This is a genomic window from Streptomyces sp. NPDC001381 (assembly GCF_042895685.1).
Classification (GTDB): Bacteria; Actinomycetota; Actinomycetes; order Streptomycetales; family Streptomycetaceae; genus Streptomyces.
On record NZ_JBIAWO010000003.1, the window covers coordinates 17,596 to 44,175 of the forward strand.

The 26,580-nt window shown below is 71.7% G+C and carries 23 protein-coding genes; 12 read left to right on the forward strand and 11 right to left on the reverse strand.

What is annotated here, in order from left to right; genetic code table 11:
* Positions 1-133: 133 nt before the first annotated feature.
* The 3 genes from pta to pyk all read left to right on the forward strand — a co-directional run bounded on the left by pta (position 134) and on the right by pyk (position 4,973).
* Positions 134-2,224 carry a phosphate acetyltransferase gene (gene pta, locus ACFY2L_RS13720; RefSeq protein WP_390822432.1) on the forward strand — a complete coding sequence of 697 codons (2,091 nt, stop codon included), beginning with the start codon at positions 134-136 and terminating at the stop codon, positions 2,222-2,224.
* A complete protein-coding gene (locus ACFY2L_RS13725; protein WP_390822433.1) occupies positions 2,221-3,429 on the forward strand; it encodes an acetate kinase in 1,209 nt (402 codons plus the stop codon). Before pta ends, ACFY2L_RS13725 begins: the two co-directional genes overlap by 4 nt.
* Positions 3,430-3,545: 116 nt before the next feature.
* Entirely contained in the window at positions 3,546-4,973 is a 1,428-nt protein-coding gene (pyk, locus tag ACFY2L_RS13730) for a pyruvate kinase (RefSeq protein ID WP_390660963.1), read from the forward strand.
* 117 nt (positions 4,974-5,090) lie between these two features.
* Here pyk and ACFY2L_RS13735 read toward each other — a convergent pair whose 3' ends face one another.
* The 4 genes from ACFY2L_RS13735 to ACFY2L_RS13750 all read right to left on the reverse strand — a co-directional run bounded on the left by ACFY2L_RS13735 (position 5,091) and on the right by ACFY2L_RS13750 (position 9,493).
* Positions 5,091-6,437: a hypothetical protein gene (locus ACFY2L_RS13735; RefSeq protein ID WP_390822434.1), complete on the reverse strand. Its 1,347-nt coding sequence runs from the start codon at positions 6,435-6,437 to the stop codon at positions 5,091-5,093.
* Positions 6,427-7,011, reverse strand: coding sequence for a DUF6114 domain-containing protein (locus ACFY2L_RS13740; protein ID WP_390822435.1), 585 nt, complete (start codon positions 7,009-7,011; stop codon positions 6,427-6,429). Before ACFY2L_RS13740 ends, ACFY2L_RS13735 begins: the two co-directional genes overlap by 11 nt.
* A 201-nt stretch (positions 7,012-7,212) precedes the next feature.
* Entirely contained in the window at positions 7,213-7,857 is a 645-nt protein-coding gene (locus ACFY2L_RS13745) for a DUF6230 family protein (protein WP_390660966.1), read from the reverse strand.
* Positions 7,858-8,518: 661 nt separating this feature from the next.
* Positions 8,519-9,493, reverse strand: a complete 975-nt coding sequence (locus ACFY2L_RS13750) for a tetratricopeptide repeat protein (RefSeq protein ID WP_390660967.1) — start codon at positions 9,491-9,493, stop codon at positions 8,519-8,521.
* Positions 9,494-9,753: 260 nt separating this feature from the next.
* Here ACFY2L_RS13750 and ACFY2L_RS13755 point away from each other — a divergent pair, with 260 nt between their 5' ends.
* Positions 9,754-10,386: a TetR/AcrR family transcriptional regulator gene (locus ACFY2L_RS13755; RefSeq protein WP_390660968.1), complete on the forward strand. Its 633-nt coding sequence runs from the start codon at positions 9,754-9,756 to the stop codon at positions 10,384-10,386.
* 227 nt (positions 10,387-10,613) lie between these two features.
* Here ACFY2L_RS13755 and ACFY2L_RS13760 read toward each other — a convergent pair whose 3' ends face one another.
* The 3 genes from ACFY2L_RS13760 to ACFY2L_RS13770 all read right to left on the reverse strand — a co-directional run bounded on the left by ACFY2L_RS13760 (position 10,614) and on the right by ACFY2L_RS13770 (position 12,606).
* Positions 10,614-10,952: a DUF3817 domain-containing protein gene (locus ACFY2L_RS13760; RefSeq protein WP_390660969.1), complete on the reverse strand. Its 339-nt coding sequence runs from the start codon at positions 10,950-10,952 to the stop codon at positions 10,614-10,616.
* A gap of 43 nt (positions 10,953-10,995) precedes the next feature.
* Entirely contained in the window at positions 10,996-11,505 is a 510-nt protein-coding gene (locus tag ACFY2L_RS13765) for a MarR family winged helix-turn-helix transcriptional regulator (RefSeq protein WP_390660970.1), read from the reverse strand.
* Between the two features lie 96 nt (positions 11,506-11,601).
* Positions 11,602-12,606, reverse strand: coding sequence for a matrixin family metalloprotease (locus ACFY2L_RS13770; protein ID WP_390660971.1), 1,005 nt, complete (start codon positions 12,604-12,606; stop codon positions 11,602-11,604).
* A gap of 389 nt (positions 12,607-12,995) precedes the next feature.
* Here ACFY2L_RS13770 and ACFY2L_RS13775 point away from each other — a divergent pair, with 389 nt between their 5' ends.
* The gene (locus tag ACFY2L_RS13775; protein ID WP_390660972.1) at positions 12,996-13,649 is read left to right on the forward strand and encodes a TetR/AcrR family transcriptional regulator; all 654 of its coding nucleotides are present in this window, start codon (positions 12,996-12,998) and stop codon (positions 13,647-13,649) included.
* Positions 13,650-13,689: 40 nt separating this feature from the next.
* On the opposite strand, the gene ACFY2L_RS13780 is transcribed toward ACFY2L_RS13775, so the two are convergent.
* Complete coding sequence (locus tag ACFY2L_RS13780) at positions 13,690-13,983, reverse strand: MTH1187 family thiamine-binding protein (RefSeq protein WP_390660973.1); 294 nt, start codon at positions 13,981-13,983, stop codon at positions 13,690-13,692.
* Positions 13,980-14,324: a DUF3817 domain-containing protein gene (locus tag ACFY2L_RS13785; protein WP_390660974.1), complete on the reverse strand. Its 345-nt coding sequence runs from the start codon at positions 14,322-14,324 to the stop codon at positions 13,980-13,982. Before ACFY2L_RS13785 ends, ACFY2L_RS13780 begins: the two co-directional genes overlap by 4 nt.
* 190 nt (positions 14,325-14,514) lie before the next feature.
* Here ACFY2L_RS13785 and ACFY2L_RS13790 point away from each other — a divergent pair, with 190 nt between their 5' ends.
* The 4 genes from ACFY2L_RS13790 (at position 14,515) to ACFY2L_RS13805 (ending at position 17,177) form a co-directional block, all read left to right on the forward strand.
* Positions 14,515-15,147, forward strand: a complete 633-nt coding sequence (locus tag ACFY2L_RS13790; RefSeq protein WP_390661216.1) for an AIM24 family protein — start codon at positions 14,515-14,517, stop codon at positions 15,145-15,147.
* Between the two features lies 1 nt (position 15,148).
* Positions 15,149-15,799: an AIM24 family protein gene (locus ACFY2L_RS13795; RefSeq protein WP_390660975.1), complete on the forward strand. Its 651-nt coding sequence runs from the start codon at positions 15,149-15,151 to the stop codon at positions 15,797-15,799.
* A gap of 2 nt (positions 15,800-15,801) precedes the next feature.
* Positions 15,802-16,608, forward strand: coding sequence for an AIM24 family protein (locus tag ACFY2L_RS13800; RefSeq protein ID WP_390661217.1), 807 nt, complete (start codon positions 15,802-15,804; stop codon positions 16,606-16,608).
* A 92-nt stretch (positions 16,609-16,700) separates the two neighbouring features.
* The gene (locus tag ACFY2L_RS13805) at positions 16,701-17,177 is read left to right on the forward strand and encodes a MarR family winged helix-turn-helix transcriptional regulator (RefSeq protein ID WP_390660976.1); all 477 of its coding nucleotides are present in this window, start codon (positions 16,701-16,703) and stop codon (positions 17,175-17,177) included.
* 1,255 nt (positions 17,178-18,432) lie between these two features.
* Here ACFY2L_RS13805 and meaB read toward each other — a convergent pair.
* Together meaB and ACFY2L_RS13815 are read right to left on the reverse strand one after the other, a co-directional pair.
* Entirely contained in the window at positions 18,433-19,389 is a 957-nt protein-coding gene (gene meaB, locus ACFY2L_RS13810; RefSeq protein WP_390660977.1) for a methylmalonyl Co-A mutase-associated GTPase MeaB, read from the reverse strand.
* A 68-nt stretch (positions 19,390-19,457) separates the two neighbouring features.
* Positions 19,458-20,669, reverse strand: a complete 1,212-nt coding sequence (locus ACFY2L_RS13815) for an acetyl-CoA C-acetyltransferase (RefSeq protein ID WP_390660978.1) — start codon at positions 20,667-20,669, stop codon at positions 19,458-19,460.
* A 151-nt stretch (positions 20,670-20,820) separates the two neighbouring features.
* Between ACFY2L_RS13815 and mce the strand changes: the two genes are divergently transcribed.
* The 3 genes from mce to ACFY2L_RS13830 all read left to right on the forward strand — a co-directional run bounded on the left by mce (position 20,821) and on the right by ACFY2L_RS13830 (position 26,497).
* Complete coding sequence (gene mce / locus ACFY2L_RS13820) at positions 20,821-21,261, forward strand: methylmalonyl-CoA epimerase (protein WP_390660979.1); 441 nt, start codon at positions 20,821-20,823, stop codon at positions 21,259-21,261.
* A gap of 232 nt (positions 21,262-21,493) precedes the next feature.
* Complete coding sequence (scy, locus tag ACFY2L_RS13825) at positions 21,494-25,375, forward strand: polarized growth protein Scy (RefSeq protein ID WP_390822436.1); 3,882 nt, start codon at positions 21,494-21,496, stop codon at positions 25,373-25,375.
* 183 nt (positions 25,376-25,558) lie between these two features.
* Complete coding sequence (locus ACFY2L_RS13830; protein ID WP_390660981.1) at positions 25,559-26,497, forward strand: cellulose-binding protein; 939 nt, start codon at positions 25,559-25,561, stop codon at positions 26,495-26,497.
* Positions 26,498-26,580: the final 83 nt, after the last annotated feature.

Consider the following 26,580-nt stretch of genomic DNA (forward strand, 5'->3'; position numbering starts at 1 on the left):
TTATCCGCGCGCAGGGGTATTGTCAAGGGGGTTCTGCTCACCTAGGTGGGCGATTTTTATGAGCCCAGAATGACCTCAGCAGTGATCCGGCAGTGCCCCCGAACGAACGACCCACACGAAACGGAGTGCTCGCGTGACCCGCAGCGTGTACGTGACCGGTATCGACCGCGGCGACGGCCGCCAGGTCGTCGAGCTGGGCGTCATGGAGCTTCTGACCCGACAGGTCGACCGGGTGGGCGTCTTCCGCCCGCTCGTCCATGACGGCCCCGACCGGCTGTTCGAACTGCTGCGGGCCCGCTACCGGCTGGCGCAGGACCCGGCGACCGTCTACGGCATGGACTACCACGAGGCGTCCGCACTCCAGGCCGAGCGGGGCGCGGACGAACTGGTCTCCACCCTCGTCGAGCGGTTCCACCAGGTGGCGCGGGACTACGACGTCGTCCTCGTCCTCGGGACCGACTACGCGGACACGCAGTTCCCGGACGAGCTGGCGCTCAACGCGCGCCTCGCCAACGAGTTCGGCGCCTCCGTGATCCCCGTCGTCGGCGGCCGCAAGCAGACCGCGGCGTCCGTGCGCGCCGAGACCCGCAACGCCTACCGCGCCTACGAGGGCCTGGGCTGCGACGTCCTCGCCATGATCATCAACCGGGTCGCCCGCGAGGACCGGGAGGAGATCGCCGAGCGGCTCGCCACGCGCCTGCCCGTCCCCTGCTACGTCCTTCCCGACGAGCCCGCCCTGTCCGCCCCCACCGTCTCGCAGGTCAGCCACGCCCTCGGCGCGAAGGTGCTGCTCGGCGACGACTCGGGGCTCGCCCGGGACGCGCTCGGCTTCGTCTTCGGCGGCGCGATGATGCCGAACTTCCTCAACGCGCTGACCCCCGGCTGTCTGGTCGTCACCCCGGGCGACCGGGCCGACCTGGTCATCGGCTCGCTCGCCGCGCACAGCGCGGGCACCCCGCCGATCGCCGGCGTGGTGCTCACCCTGAACGAGGTCCCCAGCGACGAGATCCTCACCCTGGCCGCCCGGCTCGCCCCGGGCACGCCGGTCATCTCGGTGCCGGGCCTCAGCTTCCCCACGGCCGAGCAGCTGTTCGCCCTGGAGGGCAAGCTCAACGCGGCCACCCCGCGCAAGGCCGAGACGGCGCTCGGTCTGTTCGAGCGGCATGTCGACACCGCCGAGCTGCTCCGCCGGGTCTCCGCGCCCAGCAGCGACCGCCTCACACCGATGATGTTCGAGCACAAGCTGCTGGAACAGGCCCGCGCCGACAAGCGCCGGGTCGTCCTCCCCGAGGGGACCGAGGAGCGGGTCCTGCACGCCGCCGAGGTCCTGCTCCGCCGGGGGGTCTGCGACCTCACCCTCCTCGGCCCGGTCGACCAGATCCGCAAGAAGGCCGCCGATCTCGGCATCGACCTGGGCGACTGCCAGCTGATCGACCCGGCGACCAGCGAACTGCGCGACGCGTTCGCCGAGAAGTACGCCCGCTTCCGCGCCCACAAGGGCGTCACCGTCGAGCTGGCGTACGACGTCGTCTCCGACGTGAACTACTTCGGCACGCTCATGGTCGAGGAGGGGCTCGCCGACGGCATGGTCTCCGGGTCCGTGCACTCCACGGCCGCCACCATCCGGCCGGCCTTCGAGATCATCAAGACCAAGCCGGACGCCTCGATCGTGTCGTCCGTGTTCTTCATGTGCCTCGCCGACAAGGTCCTCGTCTACGGCGACTGCGCCGTGAACCCCGACCCGAACGCCGAGCAGCTCGCCGACATCGCCGTCCAGTCGGCCGCCACCGCCGCCCGGTTCGGCGTGGAGCCGCGGATCGCGATGCTGTCGTACTCGACCGGCACGTCCGGCTCGGGCGCCGACGTCGACAAGGTGCGGGAGGCCACCGAGCTGGTACGGCGAAGCCGCCCCGATCTCAAGATCGAGGGGCCCATCCAGTACGACGCCGCCGTCGAGCCGACCGTCGCCGCCACCAAGCTGCCGGGCTCCGAAGTCGCGGGCCAGGCCAGCGTGTTGATCTTCCCGGACCTCAACACCGGCAACAACACCTACAAGGCCGTGCAGCGTTCCGCGGGCGCGATCGCCGTCGGGCCGGTGCTGCAGGGCCTGCGCAAGCCGGTCAACGACCTGTCCCGGGGCGCCCTCGTCCAGGACATCGTGAACACCGTCGCCATCACCGCCATCCAGGCCCAGACCCCGATCGAGAAGGCAACCGCCCAGTGACCGCCACCCGCGTCCTCGTCCTCAACTCCGGCTCCTCGTCGGTGAAGTACCAGCTGCTCGACATGCGCGACAGCAGCCGGCTGGCCTCGGGGCTCGTCGAGCGCATCGGTGAGCAGTCCTCGCGGCTGAAGCACACGCCGCTGGCCACGGGCGGCCCGGCCCGGGAGTGGACCGGGGCGATCGCCGACCACGACGCCGCGCTGAAGGCCGTGGCGGCCGAACTCGCCCAGGACGGGCTCGGGCTGGACTCCCCCGAACTCGCCGCCGTCGGACACCGCGTCGTGCACGGCGGTAAGCACTTCACCGCGCCGACCGTCATCGACGACACCGTGCTCGCCGAGATCGAGCGGCTGATCCCGGTCGCGCCGCTGCACAACCCGGCCAACCTCACCGGGATCCGCACCGCCCGGGCGCTGCGGCCCGACCTGCCCCAGGTCGCCGTGTTCGACACCGCCTTCCACACGACGATGCCGGAGTCCGCCGCCCGCTACGCGATCGACGTCGAGACCGCGGACGCGCACCGGGTCCGGCGGTACGGGTTCCACGGGACCTCGCACGCGTACGTCTCCCGGGCGACGGCGAAGCTGCTGGGCAGGGCACCCGAAGAGGTGAACGTCATCGTGCTGCACCTCGGCAACGGGGCCTCCGCCTCGGCCGTGCGCGGCGGCCGGTGCGTGGACACCTCGATGGGGCTGACCCCCTTGGAGGGGCTCGTGATGGGTACGCGGTCCGGAGACACCGATCCGGCCGTCATCTTCCATTTGGCGCGCGTTGGGGGAATGTCCATCGACGAAATCGACACTCTCCTCAACAAGAAGAGCGGGCTCGTCGGGCTGTGCGGTGACAACGACATGCGGGAGATCCGGCGCCGGATCGACGAGGGGGACGCGCGGGCGAAGCTCGCCTTCGACATCTACATTCACCGTCTGAAGAAGTACATCGGCGCCTATTACGCCGTACTCGGGCGGGTGGACGCGGTCGCGTTCACCGCGGGAGTCGGCGAGAACGCGGCCGAGGTGCGCGCGGCGGCCGTCGCGGGCCTGGAGACCCTGGGCCTTGCGGTGGACGGCGGGCTGAACGCCGTACGCGGCGACGAGCCCCGGCTGATCTCGCCCGCGGACGCCCGGGTGGCGGTCGCCGTGGTGCCGACGGACGAGGAACTCGAGATCGCGACACAGACCTACGCATTGGTCGGGCGGTATTGATGTGCGGCTCCGCCGGGAGGTGACCGAGCAGGAAAGCAACTGAGCGCGAACCCGCCCATTTGTATCTTCCGCCAGACGGAATATTCCGTAGCGAAACAAACCGATAGGATCGCCTCATGCGCCGTTCGAAAATCGTCTGTACTCTCGGCCCCGCGGTCGATTCCCACGAGATGCTCGTGTCCCTGATCGAAGCCGGCATGAACGTGGCCCGCTTCAACTTCAGCCACGGCACCCACGCCGAGCACCAGGGGCGGTACGACCGCGTCCGTGCCGCCGCCAAGGAGACCGGCCGGGCCGTCGGTGTCCTCGCCGACCTGCAGGGCCCGAAGATCCGGCTGGAGACCTTCGCCGAGGGTCCGGTGGAGCTGGTGCGCGGTGACGAGTTCACCATCACCGCCGAGGACGTCCCCGGCGACAAGACGATCTGCGGGACGACGTACAAGGGGCTGCCCGGTGACGTCGACCGGGGCGACCAGATCCTGATCAACGACGGCAACGTCGAGCTGAAGGTCGTGGACGTCGAGGGCCCGCGGGTGAAGACGATCGTCATCGAGGGCGGCGTCATCTCCGACCACAAGGGCATCAACCTGCCCGGCGCGGCCGTCAACGTGCCCGCGCTGAGCGAGAAGGACGTCGAGGACCTGCGGTTCGCGCTGCGCATGGGTGCCGACCTGGTCGCGCTGTCCTTCGTCCGGGACGCCAAGGACGTCGCCGACGTCCACCGGGTCATGGACGAGGAGGGCCGCCGGGTCCCCGTCATCGCCAAGGTGGAGAAGCCGCAGGCGGTGGAGAACATGGAGGACGTCGTGATGGCGTTCGACGGTGTGATGGTCGCCCGCGGCGACCTCGCCGTCGAGTACCCGCTGGAGCGGGTCCCCATGGTGCAGAAGCGTCTGATCGAGCTGTGCCGGCGCAACGCCAAGCCGGTGATCGTGGCGACCCAGATGATGGAGTCGATGATCACCAACTCCCGTCCGACCCGCGCCGAGGCCTCCGACGTGGCCAACGCGATCCTGGACGGCGCGGACGCGGTCATGCTGTCCGCGGAGTCGAGCGTGGGCGCGTACCCGATCGAGACCGTGAAGACGATGTCGAAGATCGTCACCGCCGCCGAGCAGGAGCTGCTGGGCAAGGGCCTGCAGCCGCTCGTGCCGGGCAAGAAGCCGCGCACCCAGGGCGGTTCGGTGGCGCGTGCCGCGTGCGAGATCGCCGACTTCCTCGGCGGCCGCGGCCTGGTGGCCTTCACGCAGTCCGGTGACACCGCCCGCCGGCTGTCCCGCTACCGCGCGCAGCAGCCGATCATCGCCTTCACCACCGACGAGGACACCCGCAACCAGCTGACGCTCAGCTGGGGTGTGGAGTCGCACGTCGTGCCGCTCGTGAACAGCACGGACGAAATGGTGGACATGGTCGACCAGGAACTCGCCAAGATCAACCGCTTCAGCCCGGGCGAGACCGTCATCATCACCGCCGGCTCGCCCCCCGGCGTCCCCGGCACCACCAACATGCTCCGCGTCCACCACGTCGGCGGCTCCGCCGACTGAACGACCGCCCCGTGAAGGGGCCCCGGACGCCACTGAGGGCGCCCCCCGCGACGGGGGGCGCCCTTTCGTGTGTGTCCGTGCGGGGGCCGGGGCCCGGCCGCCCGGGGGGTGTGTCTCTCAGCTGTCCGTCGTGTACACCTGCATGCCGGGCACGTGCAGGGTTCCGCCGAACTGGCCGGCCTGGGTGACCTTCACGTTGCTGAAGTAGATCAGCGGGATGTTCAGCGGCGGCGGGTTGTCCGGGCTGAACGTGATCGGGATCAGGCCGAACAGGTTGCCCGAGATGCTCTCGGTGTACATGACCGTGTCGCCGTCGGTGATCGTGGACTTCGTGCCCTTGCCCGCCTGGACGTGGTACGTCTTGCCGGACTTCTTGTCCTTCACCGTCTGGTGCAGGTCGTCGATGTCGGTGCCGCCGGAGATGACGTACTTCAGCACCTTCTTCTTGCTGCCGCTCGCGGTCTTCACCTCGACGATGCCCTGGTAGTCCGCGCCCTTGAGCAGCAGCCCACTGGCCTGCAGGTACCACGGGTCGTCCGCCACCAGGATCTTGTTGTCGACGCCGCCCTCGTCGTCCGTGGCGGCGAGGCAGTTCTCCGCGTCGGTGGTGGAGCTCGCGGAGGGGCTGGGCGAGGCGGTGGCCTCGTCGGCGGCCGCGGTGGCGTCGTCCGCCGCGTCACCGGCCGCCTCGGTGGCGTCCCCGGCGGTGTCCTTCACCGTGTCGGTGACCGCGTCGGTGGTGTCCTTGACCGTGCCGCCGGCGGAGTCGTCCTTGCCGGAGGAGGAGTCCGAGGAGCCCGAGTCCGCGGAGCCCGAGCCCCCGGTGCCGGTGGTGGGCGAGGCGGTCGCGGACGCGGACGGCGAGGCGGTGGCGGTCGCGTCGCCGGAGCCGTTGCCGTCGAAGAGGTCCGTGATGGCATCGCCGATGGTCTCCAGGACGTTCTTGTCCGTCTCGGAGGCCGAGGGGCTCGGCGTCGCGGTGTCATCCGGGGACGACGACTTGTCCGCCGAGGAGGCGGCCTCGGAGGACGCCGAGGGGGAGGGCTCCGCCGTGTCGTCGGAACCTGAATCCGACGAGGAGGAGCCGCCCGACGAGTTCTGGGAGTCCTGGGAGCCCGACCCGTCGTCCGAGGAGCCGCTCGTGGAGCCGCTCGTGCTCTCGGAGGCCGACGGCGACGGCGAGGCCGACGCGGAGGCGGAGGCGTCGGCGCCGTCCAGGGCCGCCACGCAGTCCTTGTACTCGTCGGCCAGCTTGCTGTTGGACGTCGGCGCGTCGTCGGCGACGGCGAGCGTCGGGGTGAACCCCATGCCCATGAGGACGGCCGTGGGCATCGCGGCCATCGCTATCGCCTTGCCGGCCGGCAGCCGGGTGAACAGCGGCTTCTTCGGGGCCGCGTGGCGCGGTCCCGTTCCCGGCCGGTCCGGGGAGGCCGAGCTGCCTGCGCGGACCTCGTCAGCCGACACGGTGCACCCCGTTCGCCTCGTCGGCCTCGGCGGTGTGCTCCACGCCGTCCTCGGCCTGCGCGTGGCGGGGCGCCGGCAGGCCCGGGGCGTCGGCGGGGGCCTCGGCGGCGGGTTCCGGGGCGCCGTCCTCCGTGGGAGCGCCCTGGGCGCCCCGCTTCCCGCCGCCCTGGGCCGCGGGGTCGCCCGGCGCCCAGGCGGCGGCGAGGGCGCCGCCGATCAGCGCCAGCAGGAAGCCCATGATGAAGCCGCCGATGTTGGAGATCACCAGCGACACCAGGGCGAGGAGGATGGCCGCGACACCCGCGAAGACACGCGTGGCCGGCTGGAACCACATGGTGAGCCCCAGCGTCATCAGCAGCACGCCGATGATCAGCGACCCGGCACCCGCGGTGGTCGACATGGTGACCGACATGGTGCCCAACTTGAGTGTCGCGTATGGGAAGTAGGCGATCGGCAGCCCGCCGAGCAAGGTGAACAGGCCCGCCCAGAACGGTCGGCTGCCCCGCCAGCCACGGAATCGCAGACGCAGCCGGGTGAAGGTCCCGGCGCTCTGGCCCGGAGTCTCGGCACTCATGGAAAACAGCTCCCTGGGTCCGGTGGAAGTACGTACCGGCTCGGCCGTAGGCGTGAAGAAGCCGGAAGGTATAAGTCTGTGAAGGTGCCCGACGCACGGTCGGGCGGAGCTCGGGGGGCGGAGAAGCACAGGCTTCCCCGCCCCTGGCACAGCCCCCTGGGTCAGCTCAGCCGTCCCAGGTCACCCCGGTGACGGGAGCCGTCAGTAGCACTCCATCTCGGGGTCGGCACCGAGCTTCATCGACAGGCCGCTCAGCTTGAACGTGCCGGCCGTGGTCGCCCACGCCGTCTGCTTGACGCCGTAGAGGTCGGCCGACTTGGCCTGCTGGGCGAAGCCGCCCGGCAGGACGCTGTCGCCGGACCTCACGGCGGGACCGCGGGTCTTGTCCTTGAGCGCGACGCCGATGTCGATGTTCTCGAACTCGGCGTCGGCGTCGAGCTGCGCGACGTCGATGTAGAGGTTGGTCGCCTCTACCGGCTTCTTCGCGTCCGTACCCGCGTCGAGACGCAGGTAGAACGTCTTGTTGAGGACGGGGATCGTCGTCTTGACCGACTGACACATCTTGGTGATGGTCGCGCTGTCGAAGGACGAGATGGCGACCGGGTGGATCGTCTTCTCTTTGCCCTCGACCGTCGTGTAACCGGTGTCGATGCCGCCGTACTGGGCGAATCCCTCACCGTGCAGATGCCCGGCCGAAACCTTGAACTGCTGGCCGGAGACGCTGAAGGACGCCGCGAGGGCACCCTGCGCCAGACCGACACCGACACACGCTGCGGCGGCGACGCTGGGCACCATGACCACAGCGAAGCGCTTCCATCTGGTCCCGCCACGCACCTGGGACTCCATATTTCCTCCTTCTCGGACGTACATCTCCTGGCCCCGACTGGCCCCACGTATGCGGCGGCTCCACCGGGCAGGGATGGGAGAAGTGCTACGTCCTCGGGAAGGGGAGCGCCCGTTTCGGAGGCGCGTACCGCGCACCGATCACCGGCGATCACCCCCGAGCGACAACCACTGGTCGCGCCTGACACGCATCACGCACAACCTTGCTGGACAGGCTTCACCGAGCGGCGAAGACCCCCCTGTCCAAGAGCCGGCGCCATGTGCCGCCGGCCCTGCTCGGTGGGGACCCAGGAAAACCCGTTGACCCAACCGGCTGTCGGGGTACGGGAATGGACCGAGCGTGGCCGATCGTGGTCCATTCTCGCCGCCCGCACAAGGGGGTTCGTTACTCGCTAGTAACGGCCGGATAACCGAACAACGACCCGGAGGTCTCGGGTGGCGACACAGGGTGGCATCGGGGCCCAGAACAAAACAGTTGATCGATGGACAGAACCCGACAGACCAACGGCCTTGGCTTACTTCCAGTAACAGCGGCCGCGATTACCAAGATTTGGTAAAGCGCGGCCGCTGGGGAACGTTCTCGGCAGAACTTTCACTCGGGAACCACAGCCCCCGACGTTTAGCGACTGGTCAGCCCCGGGCCGCGCCAGGACCGGCCACCCGCTCAGAACAGGGCGCGCGCCAGCGCCCGTCGGGCCGCCGCCACCCGCGGGTCGTCGGGCCCGACCACCTCGAACAGTTCGAGCAGCCGCAGCCGTACGGCGTCCCGGTCGTCCCCGGCCGTGCGCCGCACGGTCTCGATGAGCCGCCCGAACGCGTCCTCGACATGACCCCCCACCAGATCCAGGTCGGCGGCGGCGATCTGCGCCTGGACGTCACCCGGGTTCCCGGCCGCGTCCTTGCGCACCTGCTGCGGGTCCATGCCGCTCACCCGCTGCAGCAACTCGGCCTGCGCCAGCCCGAGTTTCGCCTCCGTGTTCGCCGGGTCATCGGCGAGCACGTTCCTGTACGCCTGCACCGCGCCGCCGAAGTCGCCCGCGTCCAGCGCCTGTACGGCGGCTTCGAGGAGCCCGTCGTACGGACCGGCCGGCACCGCGGCGGCCGGCTCCCCGCCCCCGGGCTCGGCGTCGGGGTCGACGGTCAGGCCGGTGAGCCCGAACCGCTGCTCGGCGACCTGCACCAGCTGGTCCAGCGTCTGCCGGATCTGGGCCTCGCCCGCGGCTCCCTGGAAGAGCGGCAGCGCCTGCCCCGCGACGACGGCGAACACGGCCGGGATGCCCTGCACCCCGAACTGCTGCATCAGCATCTGGTTGGCGTCGACGTCGATCTTGGCGAGCAGGAAGCGGCCGTCGTACTCGACGGCGAGCCGCTCCAGGACCGGGCTCAGCTGCTTGCAGGGCTGGCACCATTCGGCCCAGAAGTCGATGACGACCGGTACCTCGGCGGAACGCTGCAGGACATCGCGCTCGAAACCCGCCTCGTCTACGTCGATGACGAGATCGGCCGGCGAGACGGCGCCCGCGCCGCCCTGCCGGGCCGCTTCGGCGCGCGCCTGCTCCGCCTTCGCCTTGGCCTCCTGGGCCGCCTTCACCGCGGCGAGGTCGACGACTCCGCTCATGGACATGTTCCGTGGCTGCATGCGTCTATCCTCCCCCGTCCGCGCGCGTACACGAAAAGCGTTCCGAAAGCGTTCCTGCCCAGGCGCCGGGGTCCCCACCCCACACCGTCGTCCACAACCCGCGGTACGTCCGTCACGGGCGGTGTCGAGGGGCGTCGCACGCTTTCGCTACGAGTCGTAGCGTAATGGCACCGAGTGCCTCCGCAACACCACCCCCAGGTGATCTCCCTCACGGCGACCGGCTCTCCGGCAGGGCGCAAACCGGCGGTTATGGTCGGGGAATGCAGAGCCGCACGCCCGTTTGCCGCACCGGGGCCGCCCGTACCGGCCGCCCGCGCAGCGCCGCCGCGGACGCCGCGATCCTGGCCGCGACGCGCGAGGCGCTGGTCGAGCTGGGCTGGTCGAAACTCACCCTGGGAGACGTGGCGACGCGCGCCGGGGTCGCGAAGACGACCCTCTACCGCCGCTGGGCCGGCAAGAACGAACTCGTCGTCGACGCGGTGGCCGAGCTCTTCGCCGAACTGGAACTCCCCGACCGGGGCAGCCTGGCCGCCGACATCGAGGGCGTGGTGCTGCAGTTCGCGGCGATCCTGGAGCTCCCGGAGGCGCGGAGCGGGCTGATGGCGGTGGTCGCGGAGTCCACCCGCGACGACGCCCTGCGCGAACGGATCCGCGCCTCCATCGTCGAACCGCAGAAGCACCTCGTCCTGGAGGGCCGCACACGCGCCCAGGTCCGCGGCGAACTCCCCCCGGAGACCGGCTCCGAGGAGGCCGCCCGCACGGCCGACCTCATCTTCGACATCGTGGCGGGCGCGGTGGTGCACCGCACGCTGGTGAGCGCGGAACCGGCGGACGAGGAATGGGTGCGCAGCTTCACCCGCGTGCTTCTGCTGGGGCTGGCGGGCGCGGTGTGAGCGAACGGCCGCTGTCACAGGGCGCGTAGAGCTCCGTACGGCCGCTCCGGCGCTCGCCCCGCGTTCCCTCGGTCCCTACGGCGTCCGGCATGGGCGGCGCATGTCCGAGCCGTCGCGGGCGGCGTCCAGCATCGCCCGCACCCGCGCGTCGTCCGGCTTTCCGCCCCGCGCGCCGCCAGGGCCCGCGCCGGGGACCGCTGGTGGCGGAAGGCGGACCGGGGCGGGCGCTATGCCTTGACCACGTCCGGCGCGCCGTCGGCGACCCGGCCCTCGAGCTCGTGGGTGATCCTGCGCTCGACGAAGAAGGCGGCCGTCGGAATGGTCCCGGCCAGCAGGACCCACAGCTGCTTGGCGACCGGCCACTTCGCCTTGGAGCCCAGGTCGAAGGCGAAGACGAGGTAGACGACGTACAGCCAGCCGTGCGCGATGCCGACCGCGCGCGTGAAGCTGTCCGCGCCGTCCAGGTCGAGCACGTACTTGGCGATGACGCCCAGGGTCAGCAGGACCAGCAGCACACCGGTGACGTAGGCCATGACGCGGTAGCGGGTCAGCACGCTCTTCTTCATGCCGTCGAGCGTAACCGCCCGTTCCGGCAGATCTTGGACCGGGTCAGTCCTCGTCGAAGTCGTGCGCCGCCACCCGCAGCGGCCGCAGCATCGCGAAGATCTCGGCGCACTCCTCCGCGTCGTACACCCCGAGACCGAAGTCCATCGCCATCAGGTCGCGGGTGGCCGCCTCGACGACCTCGCGGCCCTTGTCGGTGATGACGGCGAGCGTGCCCCGGCCGTCGTTGGGGTTGGGGCGCCTGGCGACCAGTCCCGACTTCACCAGGCGGTCGACGGTGTTCGTCACCGACGTGGGGTGCACCTGGAGCCGCTCGCCGATCTTCGACATGGTCAGCTCGCCCTCCTTGGAGAAGGTGAGCAGCACGAGTGCCTCGTAGCGGGCGAACGTCAGCCCGTACGGCTTGACCACGGCGTCGACCTCGGCGAGCAGGATCTGGTGCGCACGCATGATCGAGGTGATCGCGGCCATGGACGGCGCATTGCCCCACCGCTGCTTCCAGAGCTCGTCGGCGCGGGCGATGGGATCGAAGGGGAGACTGAGCGGCTTCGGCACGGCATCAGACCCTACCCGTCGGTCATATCCCGGTCAGCTCTGTCTCGGCCTTCGGTCGGCCGGTGGCGGAGCGGGCCGGCCCGGCGGCCGCGGGGTTCAGTAGAGGCTGCGCAGGCCCAGCACGTCGCCCCTGCCGAGGGTGCGGGCGGTGGTGGAGCAGGCGAACGAGCTCGGGTACATGGTGAGGTTCTCGTGGCCGGGTCCGGCGTGTCCCAGGCCGAAGACGTGACCGGCCTCGTGGGTGGCCACGCTGCGGATGTCGTAGGCGCCGTCGCAGGCCCCCGAGGGGCTGTTGGTGAATCGGTAGTCGTGGATGTTGAAGCGGACGTCGGCCTCGAGCAGCCGGTCCGGGCCGTGGCGGACCGTGCGGCTCCACGAGCAGGTCGTGGCGACGCTGTCGGCGCTGAGGTCGCCGGCGTCCCAGACGTTCAGGCCGTCCCGCGCGGTGCAGTGGGCCCGGTGGTCGATGCCGGCCTCGTGGCCGGTGCCGGCCAGGAACCTCGCCCTCGCCTTGATGGTGTCGTCCAGTCCGCAGTCGTTGCGGCCGCGGATGATGGCGAGGATGCCCTCCTCGAAGGCGCGGCGGACCTCGCGCCGGGGCAGGTCGCCCGGCTGGGGGCCGTCGCCGATGAACCACTGGTAGATGCCGTACTCCTTGCGGTCGGCGACGGCGTAGGCGGCGTCGGCGCAGGGCGCGGGGGCGTCGGAGCGGTTGCCCGCCGGGCGGGAGTCGTCTCCCGTCGCCGTGTGCGTGTCGTCGTCGTAGGCGTAGGACACCGTGCCGTCGGTGGCGACCTCCAGGCTGAAGCCGTGGGTGGAGCCGTCCGTGGTGAGGGCGTCGACGCTGACCTTCGTGCCGGGTTCGGGGACCGTGAGGCCGGCCCCGCCATGGGTGACCAGGCGGCCCACGGCGCCGCAGCGGGTCGCGGAGGAGCCGGCGGGCAGGTCGTCGACGGTCAGCTCGCCCGGGGCGAGCACACAGGCGGGGGCGCCGCGCTCCGCCCGCACGGGGGCGTCGGCCCCGGACGTCAGGAGGGCGAGCGAGGCCACCAGCAGCGCGGCAGTCGAACAACGGTTCATCACACAGGACTTGATCGACACCGGGAGAGATTAGCCAGGGCCCGGCCGGACGAAACCCTTCACCCGGTCGCCTGATGGAGCGACTGCTCAAACGGGCGTGCCGTCCCCCTCGGGGTGGTTGAGCGACCGCTCAAACACGGCTCCGACCTGCGGATTCGCCGGAGACCGCCCTCGGAGACCCGCGCTCCGGGCCGCCCTCGACGAGGTCAGGGCCCGGGCACAGGACCCGTCAGAGCACCAGCGGTGGGGCTCGGGTTTCACCCGGATCGACCATCTTCCGCGCGCACGGGGGGAGCGTTTCCCACGCGCGCCGGGGAAGCCGCGGCGCTTCCGTTGCGCCGCACGCGCGCTGCCGTTCCCGGACCGCCGGTCCGTACGGTGGACTCCTTCGCCCCGAAGGAGGCGCACGCGTGACCCCCGACCCGAAGCCGGCGCAGGACACGAGGACCAGGCTGCTGGAGGGCACTCTGCGCACGCTCGCCGAACAGGGCGTCGCCAGGACCTCGGCCCGTACGGTCGCGGCGGCCGCGGGCGTCAACCAGGCCCTGGTCTTCTACCACTTCGGCTCGGTGGAGCTCCTGCTCGCGGCAGCCTGCCGGTACGGCGCCGAGCGCGCCGTGGCGCGCCACCGCCCCCGCTTCGCCGCGGTCACCTCCCTGGCCGAACTCCTCGCGCTGGGCCGCGAGATCCACCACCGGGAGCGCGCCGGCGGCCACGTCGCTCTGCTCGGCCAGCTGCTGGCCGGTGCCCGGACCCACGCGGCGCTCGGACCGGCCGCAGCCGCGGCCCTCGATCTGTGGATCACCGAGATCGAGAAGGTCCTCGACCGCGTCCTGCCGGGCACCCCGTGCGGCGAGTTCACCGACCCGCCGGGCCTCGCCCGGGCCATGGCGGCGGCCTTCGTCGGCATCGAGCTGTACGAAGGGGCCGACGCACCCGGCGCCACGGCCGCGCTGAACGCCCTGGAACACCTGGGCGCCCTGGTCGCCGCCCTCGGGGAACTGGACCCGGCGGCCCGGCAGGCGATCCGCAGGCGCCTGCGCCGCGCCTCCGCCCGCCGCTGACGTCCCCGCGCGGGAGTCGACGGCCGCGGGCCGCTCCCCCTCAGCCCGCCAGGTGCCGTTCCACCGTCTCCACTTTTGTCGTCAGGGCGTCGGTCACGCCGGGGCGGATGTCCGCCTTGAGGACCAGGGAGACGCGGGGGGCGCGGGCCTCCACGGCGGCCACGGCGCGCCGGACGACGTCCATGACCTCGTCCCATTCGCCCTCGATCGAGGTGAACATCGCGTCGGTGCGGTTCGGCAGGCCGGACTCGCGGACCACGCGGACGGCCTCGGCCACGTACTCCCCGACGTCCTCACCGACGCCGAGCGGGGTGACGGAGAAGGCGACGATCACGCGTTCACGACCCCTTCCTTGCGGGCGCGGGAGGCGATCACCGCGTCCTCGGCCTCACGGCGCAGCCTGCGCTCGGCGAAGAAGCCGCCGGTCGGCAGGACGGAGAGGACGAAGTAGAGCGCGGCGGTGCCGAGCGGCCACTTCGCGCGGTTCCAGGCGTCCGCCCAGAAGAGCACGTACAGGAGGAACAGCGCGGCGTGGACCCAGCCCATCACGGGAACCGCGTCGAAGTCCGTCGTCCGCTTCAGCACCGAGCAGACGAGCAGCAGCAGGAAGGAGATGGCCTCGGGCGCGGAGACCAGGCGCAGGCGGCGGAGGGCGGAGGCTGTCTTCAGGTCCACGGGTCACCTTCGGGAGAAACGGCGGGTTCGGCGATGATCTTGATGCATTGATCCGCGCGGCTTGTGAACGCGCGCACAAGCCCCGGCCCATTGTGGCAAACGCTCCCCCTAGGGGTGCGCTCAGGGTCGTTCTCCACCCACAGGTGCTGTTCGGCGCACCCGTCCGGCCGCTACCTTTCGCAGCGTGGCGATGTTCCGACTGCAAGGCAGCAAGGTGCTCGCCGTCGACATGACCGGGGACGCCGTGAAGGCGAAGAACGGCTCGATGGTCGCGTACGACGGGCAGATGGCCTTCAAGAAGCTCAGTGGCGGCGGGGAGGGGATCCGGGGGATGGTGACCCGGCGGCTCACCGGCGAACAGATGACCGTGATGGAGGTGAGAGGCCAGGGGACGTGCTGGTTCGCCGACCGGGCCTCCGAGATCAACCTGGTCAGTCTCCAGGGGGACAAGCTGTACGTCGAGTCGAGCAATCTGCTCGCGACGGACGCGGGGCTGCGGACGGGCACCAGTTTCACCGGCCTGCGCGGCGCCTCCCAGGGCAACGGACTGTTCACGACGACCGTCGAGGGCCACGGCCAGGCGGCGATCACCTCGGACGGGCCGGCCGTCGTGCTGCGGGTCAGCCCGCAGTACCCCCTGACCGTCGACCCCGGCGCGTACATCGCGCACCAGGGCGACGTCCGCCAGTCCTTCCAGTCCGGAGTGACGTTCCGCACGCTCCTGGGTGAGGGCGGCGGCGAGGCCTTCCAGATCCGGTTCGAGGGGGACGGCCTGGTGTACGTCCAGCCGAGCGAGCGCAACACGATCGCGGGGGACGTCTGACATGACCTTCCGCGAGATCAACTCCAAGATGGTCGAGGCGACCGTCGTCCCCGGGCAACGGCTCTTCAGCCAGCGCGGCGCCATGCTCGCCTACCGCGGCGACGTCTCCTTCACGCCCAACATGCAGGGCGGGCAGGGCGGCGTGATGTCCATGATCGGACGGCGGCTGGCCAACGAGGACACCCCGCTGATGACGGTCGAGGGCAGCGGCACCGTCCTCTTCGGACACGGGGGCCACCACATCCAGGTGATCCAGCTCACCGGCGACACCCTGTACGTCGAGGCGGACCGCCTCCTCGCCTTCGAGGGCACCCTCCAGCAGGGCACGATGTTCCTGGGCTCCCAGGGCGGGGTCATGGGCATGGTCCGGGGCCAGATCAGCGGCCAGGGCCTGTTCACCACCACCCTGAAGGGGCACGGCGCCGTCGCCGTGATGGCCCACGGCGGTGTCTTCGAGATCCCGATCACCCCGCAGCGCCCGGTCCACGTCGACCCGCAGGCCTACGTCGCCCACCACGGCGACGTCCGCAACAAGCTGTCCACCGCGCTCGGCTGGCGGGACATGGTGGGGCGCGGCTCCGGCGAGGCCTTCCAGCTCGAGCTCAGCGGCAGCGGTGTGGTGTTCGTCCAGGCGTCGGAGGAGAAGCTGTGAGCATGTACGGGGCTCCGGGCGGCGGCCCGACGGTCTACGACCCCATGACCCTGCCGGTCGACGACAACGTCAACAACTACACCTTCTGCGTGGAGCTCAAGGGGAGCCAGTGGTTCCTGCAGAAGGGGAAGATGATCGCCTACTACGGCTCGATCGACTTCAACGGCATCGGGCACGGCCGGCTGGACCGTCTGGTCCGCACCTCGTTCCATTCGCCTCTGCACGCGAGCGACTGGGTCGTGGCGGAGGGTTCGGGCAAGATGCTCCTCGCCGACCGGGCCTTCGACGTGAATTCGTACGACCTCGACGACGGCAATCTGACCATTCGCTCGGGCAATCTGCTCGCTTTTCAGCCAAGCCTGTCGCTCAAGCAGTCGATCGTGCCGGGATTTCTCACGCTGATCGGAACCGGAAAGTTCGTCGCCGCATCTAACGGCCCGGTGGTGTTCATGGAACCTCCGATCCGCGTGGACCCTCAGGCCCTCGTCGGCTGGGCCGACTGCCCGTCCCCGTGCCATCACTACGACCACGGGTACATGACGGGTGTCATGGGCGGTCTACGTGCACTGACGGGCCTTGGCGGGGCCTCCGGGGAGGAGCACCAGTTCGAGTTCGTCGGCGCCGGCACGGTGCTGCTGCAGTCGACCGAGACCCTCATGGCCGAGCAGGCCACGGGGGCGGTTCCGCACGAGCCGGGGGTGCCCGGCGGGGGCGGGATTCCCGGCGTTCCGGGCGGGCACGGCGGACAGAGCGGGGTACCGCGCCTTCCCGGACAGCTGGGGGACCTCCAGCGTCGCTTCGGGCTGTGAGCGGTAGTCTGCGGAGTGTGACATCGAACGCGTGCGCACCGTCACACCACCCTCACTAGTTCGCCTTTCAACATTTTAGGTAGACTTCACTTATGGAGACCGAAACGGCCACGCGCTGGCTGACCGATGCGGAGCAGTGCGCCTGGCGCACCCACCTGGAGGTCAACAGGCTGTTGACGTACCAGCTCGAGAAGGACCTGCAGCCGTTCGGCCTGACCATGAACGACTACGAGATCCTGGTGAACCTCTCCGAGTCGGAGGACGTCCGGATGCGCATGAGCGACCTCGCATCCGCCACCCTCCAGTCCAAGAGCCGTCTCTCGCACCAGATCACCCGCATGGAGAACGCGAACCTGGTGCGCCGCGAGAACTGCGAGTCCGACCGCCGCGGTCTCTACGCCGTCCTGACCGAGCACGGCATGGAGACCATGATGAAGGTGGCGCCGCATCATGTGGCGTCCGTGCGGCGGCACTTCATCGACCTCCTCTCCCCCGAGGCCCTCAGGGACCTCGACAAGTCGCTGAAGCCGATCGCGGAACACCTGCGCGGCCAGCGAGGACGCCCGTAGACGCCCTCTGAGCGCTCTCCGAAGGACCGGCAGGCGGAGCCCGGCGAGGGCTCCGCCTGCGGGCGTCTCCGGCCCCGGGCGCACCGCCGCCGTCCCGGCGCCGCCCTCGCCCCCGCCGCGTCCCGAGCCGTACGGACCGCTCGAAGCCCCTCCCGGTCGCCCCTGCGTCCCGTGCCCCGCCGTCGCCGACCGCGCGGACCGCGAGGCCGCGTGCCTTCTCTCCCGTCGGGTTGTCTCCCGCCGCACCGTCACCCGGCACCCGTCACCGCCCACCGGACGGGCACATCGGGCGTCGTCGGGCAGGTTGGCCGGCACTCGACCCCACCGCCCCCGCGATCCGGCCACCTTCCCGGCCTCCGCGGCCACGCTCACGCAGGTCGGCCGCCCGCCACCGTCCGTTCCGGCGCCGCGGCGCCGGCTCGTGCATCCGCCGCCGGCCCCTCCCCCGTGTCCGGCACCGGACCACCGGCGGGCCCGTCGGGCGAGGCCGTTCGTGCCCGTTTCGCCGTCCGGGGCGTCCGGGTGACGGCCGCCGTCGCCGTCGCCACCGCCCCGGTCGCCGCGAAGCACACCGCCACCGCCACCGGCAGCCGCCCGGCCGGCGCGCCCGCGACCGCCGTACCGGCCGTGCCGCCCCGTTGATCGCCGTGTCGGCCCAGGCCCCGGCGCGCACCCGGGCCCCGTCCGCGGCGGTCTCGTCGGCGCCCAGGAGGATCCCGGTGGCCGGCGGGACGAGGCCGACGAGTACGCCGGCCGGCAGCGGGCCGGTGACGGAGAGCAGGTCCTCGGCGACGCCGTCGAGGCCGTGGGCGCGCCGCAGCAGCTCCCGGTCCGGGGCGGACGCGTCCCCACACGGCCCGCACGGCCGGTCCCAGCGGCGGGCGCACAGGCCCCGGCGGTCCCCGCGATGACGGCCGGCGCGGCGGGCGGGTCCGCGGAGGCCCGGGCCACCGCCGGGGTCAGCAGGACGAGCAGGACGAGGCAGGCGGCGGTCATCGGCATCGGCGCGCGGCGCGGCCCGTACCGGTCGACGAGGGCCGCCCGGGCGGGCGACAGGAAGACGGCGGTGCCGCCGAACAGGGCCATCACGGTGCCCGCGACCGTGTACAAGCCGGAGGCCCGGGTCACGGCGAGCATCACGGACAGCGGGACGATCCCGCAGGACAGCCGGCCGACGAGTCCGGCGGCGACGGTGCGGCGGGCGGGCGGAAGGCGCAGGACGGCCGTACACGAAACGGACGGTCCGGGTGGGTGGTCAGCCCTCGGTGAGCCCGGCGACGAGTTCGTCCGCCGCGCGGTAGGGGTCCAGCTCCCCCGCGACGATCCGCTCGGCCAGCGCGTCGAGACGGCGGTCGCCGTGCAGGTCGCCGATGCGTTCGCGCAGGGCGGTGACGGCGATCGTCTCGACCTCGCGGGCGGCGCGGGAGCGGCGGCGCTCGGCGAGGACGCCGCGCTCCTCCATCCACGCGCGGTGCTTCTCCAGCGCCTCCAGGACCTCCTCGACGCCCTCGGCGCGGGCCGCGACCGTCTTGACGATGGGCGGGCGCCAGTCCCCGGGGGCGCGGGACTCGCCGAGGCCCAGCATGTGGTTCAGCTCGCGGGCGGTGGCGTCGGCGCCGTCCCGGTCGGCCTTGTTGACGACGTACACGTCGCCGATCTCCAGGATTCCGGCCTTGGCGGCCTGGATGCCGTCGCCCATGCCCGGCGCGAGCAGCACCACGCTGGTGTCCGCCTGCGCGGCGATCTCGACCTCCGACTGGCCGACGCCGACGGTCTCGACCAGGATCACGTCGCAGCCCGCCGCGTCGAGCACGCGGATCGCCTGCGGGGCGGCCCAGGCGAGGCCGCCGAGGTGCCCGCGGGTGGCCATCGAGCGGATGTAGACGCCGGGGTCGGAGGCGTGCTCGGACATCCGCACCCGGTCGCCGAGCAGGGCGCCGCCGGAGAACGGGGACGAGGGGTCGACGGCGAGCACCCCGACCCTCCTGCCCTGCTTGCGGTACGCCGTCACCAGCGCGGACGTGGAGGTCGACTTGCCGACGCCGGGGGAGCCGGTGAGGCCGACGACGTACGCGTTGCCCGTGAGCGGAGCCAGGGCCGCCATGACCTCCCGCAGCTGCGGGGACGCCCCCTCCACCAGGGAGATCAGCCGGGCCACGGCCCGCGGCCGGCCTTCCCTGGCCTGGGTGACCAGCGAGGAGACGTCCTGCATCACAGCTCCGATCAGATCCGTTCGGTTCCGGTCACCGCGAGGTGCGCCGGTGACGACGTACGACGGTGTCAGGCCTTGGGCACCCGGACGATCAGCGCGTCGCCCTGGCCGCCGCCGCCGCACAGCGCGGCCGCGCCGACACCGCCGCCGCGCCGCTTGAGCTCCAGGGCCAGGTGCAGGACGAGCCGGGCGCCGGACATGCCGATCGGGTGACCGAGGGCGATCGCGCCACCGTTGACGTTCACCTTTTCCGTGGACACCCCGAGGTCCTTCATTGACTGGACCGCGACGGCGGCGAAGGCCTCGTTGATCTCGATGAGGTCGAGGTCCTCGACGCCCAGGCCCTCCTTCTTCAGGGCGTGCGCGATGGCGTTGGAGGGCTGCGACTGGAGCGAGTTGTCCGGCCCCGCCACATTGCCGTGGGCGCCGATCTCGGCGATCCACTCCAGGCCCAGCTCCTCGGCCTTGGCCTTGCTCATGACGACGACCGCGGCGGCGCCGTCGGAGATCTGCGAGGACGTGCCCGCGGTGATCGTGCCGTCCTTGGCGAAGGCGGGACGGAGCTTGCCCAGGGACTCCGCGGTGGTGTCGCCGCGGATGCCCTCGTCCTTGCTGAAGACGACCGGCTCGCCCTTGCGCTGCGGGATCTCGACCGGGGTGATCTCGGCCTCGAAGACGCCGTTCTTCTGCGCGGCCGCGGCGCGCTGGTGGGACAGGGCCGCGATCTCGTCCTGCTCGGGGCGCGCGATGCCCAGGCGCGTGTTGTGCTTCTCCGTGGACTCGCCCATGGCGATGCCCTCGAAGGAGTCGGTGAGACCGTCGTACGCCATCGCGTCGAGCATCTCGATCGCACCGTACTTGAAGCCCTCACGGGACTTCGGCAGCAGGTGGGGGGCGTTGGTCATGGACTCCTGGCCGCCCGCGACGACCACGTCGAACTCACCCGCGCGGATCAGCTGGTCGGCCAGCGCGATCGCGTCGAGGCCGGACAGACACACCTTGTTGATGGTGAGCGCCGGGACGCTCATCGGGATGCCGGCCTTGACGGCGGCCTGGCGGGCCGGGATCTGGCCCGCGCCGGCCTGGAGCACCTGGCCCATGATCACGTACTGCACCTGGTCGCCGCCGATCCCCGCGCGGTCCAGCGCCGCCTTGATCGCGAAGCCGCCGAGGTCGGCTCCCGAGAAGGACTTCAGCGAGCCCAGCAGCCGTCCCATGGGCGTACGCGCGCCCGCGACGATCACCGAGGTCGTGCTGTTCGTTCCAGTCGATCCAGTCATGAGCTGCGATTCCCCTTACCGGCCTGCACGGGCCGAGGAGTGAACGAGGGTTTACTTCGAATGTACTGAGTGGCACTCCGTGCCGTCATCGGGCCGTCAGTGTGATCGCGCGCACGTTGCGTAACCATCACGGTCGCGCTCCACTAACAACATGCTGACGCGAATCGACCACATCGGGATCGCCTGTCACGACCTCGACGCCACTGTCGAGTTCTACCGCTCCACGTACGGCTTCGAGGTGTTCCACTCCGAGGTCAACGAGGAGCAGGGCGTCCGCGAGGCCATGCTCAAGATCAACGAAACCTCCGACGGCGGCGCCTCCTACCTGCAGCTTCTCGAGCCGACCCGGCCGGACTCGACCGTCGCCAAGTGGCTCGACAAGAACGGGGAGGGCGTCCACCACATCGCTTTCGGTACGGCGGATGTGGACGGGGACGCCGAGGACATCCGCTCCAAGGGCGTACGCGTTCTGTACGAAGAGCCGCGACGCGGCTCCATGGGGTCACGAATCACCTTCCTGCACCCCAAGGATTGCCACGGAGTACTGACAGAACTGGTCACTTCGGCGCCTGTTGAGTCACCTGAGCACTGACCCTCGTACATATGGGCCGGTAGGGTTGGGGGCGGTCGTCGCTCAGCAAGGGCGGCCGGTCCTGCTGCCTTGGACGGCAGGACGTTGCCGGGGTCCGGGTTTCGGGGGACGAGCGTCGGGGCAGCAGCCCATGCTCCGTCGTTGATCTGACACCATTCCCCGGGGGCCCCGTTCGGCGGATGGACGGAGCTCGTTCGGGAAGCTTGCGACCAGGGACGGATGGGACCGCGCAGTGCGGGGCTACGAGAGCCAGGAGCGGGAGCCGGCGGCTGACGTCGACCACCTCACTCGGTTCGAAGCCGAGATGAAGCGGCTGAAGACCGAGCGGGAAAAGGCGATTCAGCACGCCGAGGACCTCGGCTACCAGGTCGAGGTGCTGCGCGCCAAGTTGCACGAGGCGCGCCGCACCATCATGTCCCGGCCCGCCTTCGACGGCGGCGACATCGGGTACCAGGCCGAACAGCTGCTGCGCAACGCGCAGATGCAGGCCGACCAGCTGCGCCAGGACGCCGAGCGCGAGCTCAGCCAGGTGCGGGCGCAGACACAGCGCATCCTCCAGGAGCACGCCGAGCAGGCCGCCCGGCTCCAGGCCGAGCTGCACCAGGAGGCGGTCACCCGACGTCAGCAGCTGGACCAGGAGCTGGCGGAACGCCGGCAGACCGTCGAGTCGCACGTCAACGAGAACGTGGCCTGGGCGGAGCAGCTGCGCGCCCGTACCGAGGCCCAGGCCCGCCGGCTGCTGGAGGAGTCGCGGGCCGAGGCCGAGCAGGCCCTGGCCACCGCCCGCGCCGAGGCCGAACGGGTGGCCGCGGAGGCCCGCCAGCGGCTCCAGGCCGACGCCGAGGCGGCCCGCGCGGAGGCCGAGCAGCTGCTGCTGCGCGCCCGCACGGACGCCGAGCGGATGCTGAACGCCGCCTCCACCCAGGCCCAGGAGGCCACCGAGCACGCCGAGGCGCTGCGCAGCTCCACGGTGAACGAGTCGGACGCGGCCCGCCGCCAGGCCGGCGAGCTCAGCCGCGCCGCCGAGCAGCGGATGGCCGAGGCGGAGGACGCGCTGCGCAAGGCGCAGTCCGAGGCCGACAAGCTGCTCGCCGAGGCCAAGGCGGCCGCCGAGAAGGCGCTCTCGAGTGCCGAGTCGGCCAACGAACAGCGCACCCGCACGGCGAAGGAGCAGGTCGCCCGGCTGGTCAGCGAGGCCACGAAGGAGGCCGAGGCCACCCGGGCGGACGCCGAGCAGGCCGTCGCCGACGCGCGCGCCGAGGCCGAGAAGATCGTCGCGGAGGCCGCCGAGAAGGCCCGGACGATCACCGCCGAGGAGAGCGCGACCCAGCTGTCGAAGGCGGCCAAGACCGCCGAGGACGTCCTCAACAAGGCGCAGGAGGACGCGCAGAAGACCACCCGGGCGGCGGCCGAGGAGGCCGAGCGGATCCGCCGGGAGGCGGAGGCCGAGGCCGACCGGCTGCGCGCCGAGGCGCACGACATCGCCGAGCAGCTCAAGGGCTCCGCGAAGGACGACACCAAGGAGTACCGCGCCAAGACGGTCGAGCTGCAGGAGGAGGCCCGCCGGCTGCGCGGCGAGGCCGAGCAGCTGCGCGCCGACGCGGTCGCCGAGGGCGAGAAGATCCGCGCGGAGGCCCGCAAGGAGGCCGTCCAGCAGATCGAGGAGGCCGCCCGGTCCGCCGAGGAGCTGCTGTCCAAGGCGAAGGCCGACGCGGACGAGCTGCGCCAGAAGGCGACGACGGACAGCGAGAAGGTCCGCACCGAGGCCATCGAGCGCGCCACCACGCTGCGCCGCCAGGCCGAGGAGGTGCTGGAGCGCACCCGCACGGAGGCCGAGCGTTCCCGCGAGGAGGCGGTGGAGCTCGCCGAGACCATCACCGCGAACGCCGAGCGGGCCGCGAGCGAGCTGCGCGAGGAGACCGAGCGGGCGGTCGAGGCCCGGCAGGCGGAGGCCGCCGACGAGCTGACCCGGCTGCACACGGAGGCGGAGGCGCGGCTGGCGTCCGCCGAGCAGGCCCTCACGGACGCCCGGGAGGAGGCCGCGCGGATCCGCCGCGAGGCCGCCGAGGACACCGACCGGCTGCGGGCCGAGGCCGCCGACCGGATCCGTACGCTCCAGCAGCAGGCCGCCGACGAGGCCGAGCGGCTGCGCACCGAGGCCGCCGCCGACGCGTCCGCCTCGCGGGCCGAGGGCGAGGCCGTCGCCGTACGGCTGCGGTCGGAGGCCGCCGCCGAGGCCGAACGGCTCAAGAGCGAGGCGCAGGAGACCGCGGACCGGGTGCGCGCGGAGGCACAGGCCGCCGCCGAGCGCCTGGCCACCGAGGCGTCCGAGACGCTGGCCGCCGCCCAGGAGGAGGCCGCCCGCCGGCGCCGCGAGGCCGAGGAACTCGTCGGCTCCGCCCGCCAGGAGGCCGACCAGGAGCGCGAGCGGGCCCGCGAGCAGTCCGAGGAGCTGCTGGCGTCGGCGCGCAGGCGCGTGGAGGACGCCGAGGCCGAGGCGCTCCGGCTGGTCGAGGAGGCGGACCGGCGCGCCACCGAGATGGTCGCCGCGGCCGAACAGCACGCCCAGCAGGTACGGGACTCCGTCGCCGGGCTGCACGAGCAGGCCCAGGAGGAGATCACCGGGCTGCGCTCGGCCGCCGAGCACGCGGCGGACCGCACCCGGCGGGAGGCCGAGGAGGAGGCGGACCGGGTCCGCGCCGACGCCTACGCCGAACGCGAGCGGGCCAGCGAGGACGCCGGCCGTGTCCGCCGCGAGGCGAACGACGCGGCCGAGGCCGCGAAGGAACTCGCCGAGCGGACCGTCGGCGAGGCGATCGCGGAGGCCGAGCGGCTGCGGGCCGAGTCGTCCGCGTACGCCCAGCGGGTGCGCACGGAGGCGTCGGACGCGCTCGCCGAGGCCGACCAGGCCGCGGCCCGCACCCGGGCCGACGCCCGCGAGGACGCCAACCGCATCCGCTCCGACGCGGCGACGCAGGCCGACACGCTCATCACCGAGGCTCGCAACGAGGCCGAACGCCTCCAGACGGAGACCATCGCCGAGGCGGAGCGGCTCCAGACCGAGACGGCCGCGGAGGCCGAGCGGGTGCGCGCCGAGTCCGTCGCCAAGGCGGAGAAGCTGATCCAGGACGCCGCCGGGGACGCGGAGCGCCTGCGTGCCGAGGCCGCCGAGACGGTGGCCTCCGCGCAGCAGGCCGCGGAGCGGATCCGCGCCGAGTCGGAGCGGGTCAAGGCGCAGGCGGCGGCGGAGGCCGACCGCATGCTGAGCGTGGCCCGCGACGAGGCGGACGAGACGCTGGACGCGGCCCGCAAGGAGGCCAACAAGCGGCGCTCCGAGGCGGCCGAGCAGGTCGACACGCTCATCACCGAGACCACGGCCGAGGTCGACAAGCTGCTCACGGAGGCGCAGGAGCAGGCCCTGCAGACCACCGCGGACGCCGAGTCGCAGGCCGACACGATGGTCGGCGCGGCCCGCAGCGAGGCCGAGCGGCTGGTCTCCGAGGCGACACGCGAGGGCAACGCCCGGGTGGAGAAGGCCCGAACGGACGCGGACGAGCTGCTCGTCGGGGCCCGCCGGGACGCCACCGCGATCAGGGAGCGGGCGGAGGAGCTGCGCGACCGCATCACCTCCGAGATCGAGGCGCTGCACGAGCGGGCCCGCCGCGAGGCCGCCGAGACGATGAAGTCGACCGGCGACCGCTGCGACGCGCTCATCAAGGCCGCCGAGGAGCAGCTCGCCAAGGCGCAGGCCAAGGCGAAGGAGCTGGTGTCGGAGGCGAACTCCGAGGCCGGGAAGGTCCGCATCGCCGCCGTGAAGAAGGCGGAGGGCCTGCTGAAGGAGGCCGAGCAGAAGAAGGCGGCGCTGATCAAGGAGGCCGAGGAGCTCAAGGGCGAGGCGATCCGCGAGGCGCGGCGCACGGTCGAGGAGGGCAAGCGCGAGCTGGAGGTCCTGGTGCGCCGGCGTGAGGACATCAACGCCGAGATCTCCCGGGTCCAGGACGTCCTGGAGGCGCTGGAGTCCTTCGAGGTCCCGTCCGTGAACAAGGACGGCGGCGTCAAGGCCGGCGCCAGCATCGGAGCGCCCCGATCGGGTGGGAAAGCCTCGGACGGCTAGCGGAATGTGTGGATTGCGTTAAAGTCTGGGCCCTTTGACTGAGTTTTTGGCAAGCGGTGCGCCGTGCAGCCACCCAAAAGGGGTGTCATTCCTCAGATCAAACACGCATACGCTCGATGACACAGCGCTCCGGCCCCTAGGATTCCACCTATCACCTCACCGGTCTCATTCGACAGGAACCCCATGAGCGACACTTCCCCCTACGGCTTCGAGCTTGTGCGGCGTGGGTACGACCGCGCTCAGGTGGACGAACGGATCTCCAAGCTCGTCTCCGACCGTGACAGCGCTCTCGCCCGCATCACCGCTCTGGAAAAGCGCATCGAGGAGCTCCACCTCGAGACGCAGAACGCCCAGGCCCAGGTAAGCGACGCCGAGCCGTCGTACGCCGGTCTCGGCGCGCGTGTCGAGAAGATCCTCCGCCTCGCCGAGGAAGAGGCCAAGGATCTGCGCGAGGAGGCCCGTCGCGCGGCCGAGCAGCACCGCGAGCTCGCCGAGTCGGCGGCCCAGCAGGTTCGCAACGACGCGGAGTCGTTCGCCGCGGAGCGCAAGGCCAAGGCCGAGGACGAGGGCGTCCGGATCGTCGAGAAGGCCAAGAGCGACGCGTCCCAGCTGCGCCAGGAGGCCCAGAAGGACGCGCAGTCGAAGCGTGAGGAGGCCGACGCCCTCTTCGAGGAGACCCGCGCCAAGGCCGCGCAGGCCGCCGCCGACTTCGAGACCAACCTGGCCAAGCGCCGGGAGCAGTCCGAGCGCGACCTGGCGTCCCGTCAGCAGAAGGCGGAGAAGCGTCTCGCGGAGATCGAGCACCGCGCGGAGCAGCTGCGCCTGGAGGCGGAGAAGCTGCGCACGGACGCCGAGCGCCGCGCCCGCCAGACCGTCGAGACGGCGCAGCGCCAGGCCGAGGACATCGTGGCCGACGCGAACGCCAAGGCGGACCGGATCCGTTCGGAATCCGAGCGCGAGCTGGCGGCCCTCACCAACCGCCGCGACAGCATCAACGCCCAGCTGACGAACGTCCGCGAGATGCTCGCCACGCTGACCGGCGCCGCGGTGGCCGCCGCCGGCACGCCGTCCACGGACGACGAGCCGATCTCCCGTGGGGTGCCGGCGCAGCAGTCCCGGTAGGTTTCCCGCGGTCCGGGGCCCGCACCCTCTTCGGGGGTGCGGGCCCTCGCCGTGTCCCCCCGTGGCCCCGCCCCGGTGGCAGC

What these genes read in the sequence shown, in the direction of transcription:
- mce (WP_390660979.1), top strand. Translation starts at nt 20,821, where the DNA reads ATGCTGACGCGAATCGACCACATCGGGATCGCCTGTCACGACCTCGAC.
- ACFY2L_RS13800 (WP_390661217.1), top strand. Translation starts at nt 15,802, where the DNA reads ATGTACGGGGCTCCGGGCGGCGGCCCGACGGTCTACGACCCCATGACC.
- ACFY2L_RS13795 (WP_390660975.1), top strand. Translation starts at nt 15,149, where the DNA reads ATGACCTTCCGCGAGATCAACTCCAAGATGGTCGAGGCGACCGTCGTC.
- ACFY2L_RS13790 (WP_390661216.1), top strand. Translation starts at nt 14,515, where the DNA reads ATGTTCCGACTGCAAGGCAGCAAGGTGCTCGCCGTCGACATGACCGGG.
- ACFY2L_RS13755 (WP_390660968.1), top strand. Translation starts at nt 9,754, where the DNA reads ATGCAGAGCCGCACGCCCGTTTGCCGCACCGGGGCCGCCCGTACCGGC.
- ACFY2L_RS13805 (WP_390660976.1), top strand. Translation starts at nt 16,701, where the DNA reads ATGGAGACCGAAACGGCCACGCGCTGGCTGACCGATGCGGAGCAGTGC.
- pyk (WP_390660963.1), top strand. Translation starts at nt 3,546, where the DNA reads ATGCGCCGTTCGAAAATCGTCTGTACTCTCGGCCCCGCGGTCGATTCC.
- ACFY2L_RS13815 (WP_390660978.1), bottom strand. Translation starts at nt 20,669, where the DNA reads ATGACTGGATCGACTGGAACGAACAGCACGACCTCGGTGATCGTCGCG.
- ACFY2L_RS13745 (WP_390660966.1), bottom strand. Translation starts at nt 7,857, where the DNA reads ATGGAGTCCCAGGTGCGTGGCGGGACCAGATGGAAGCGCTTCGCTGTG.
- ACFY2L_RS13750 (WP_390660967.1), bottom strand. Translation starts at nt 9,493, where the DNA reads ATGCAGCCACGGAACATGTCCATGAGCGGAGTCGTCGACCTCGCCGCG.
- meaB (WP_390660977.1), bottom strand. Translation starts at nt 19,389, where the DNA reads ATGCAGGACGTCTCCTCGCTGGTCACCCAGGCCAGGGAAGGCCGGCCG.
- ACFY2L_RS13760 (WP_390660969.1), bottom strand. Translation starts at nt 10,952, where the DNA reads ATGAAGAAGAGCGTGCTGACCCGCTACCGCGTCATGGCCTACGTCACC.
- ACFY2L_RS13740 (WP_390822435.1), bottom strand. Translation starts at nt 7,011, where the DNA reads ATGAGTGCCGAGACTCCGGGCCAGAGCGCCGGGACCTTCACCCGGCTG.
- ACFY2L_RS13830 (WP_390660981.1), top strand. Translation starts at nt 25,559, where the DNA reads ATGAGCGACACTTCCCCCTACGGCTTCGAGCTTGTGCGGCGTGGGTAC.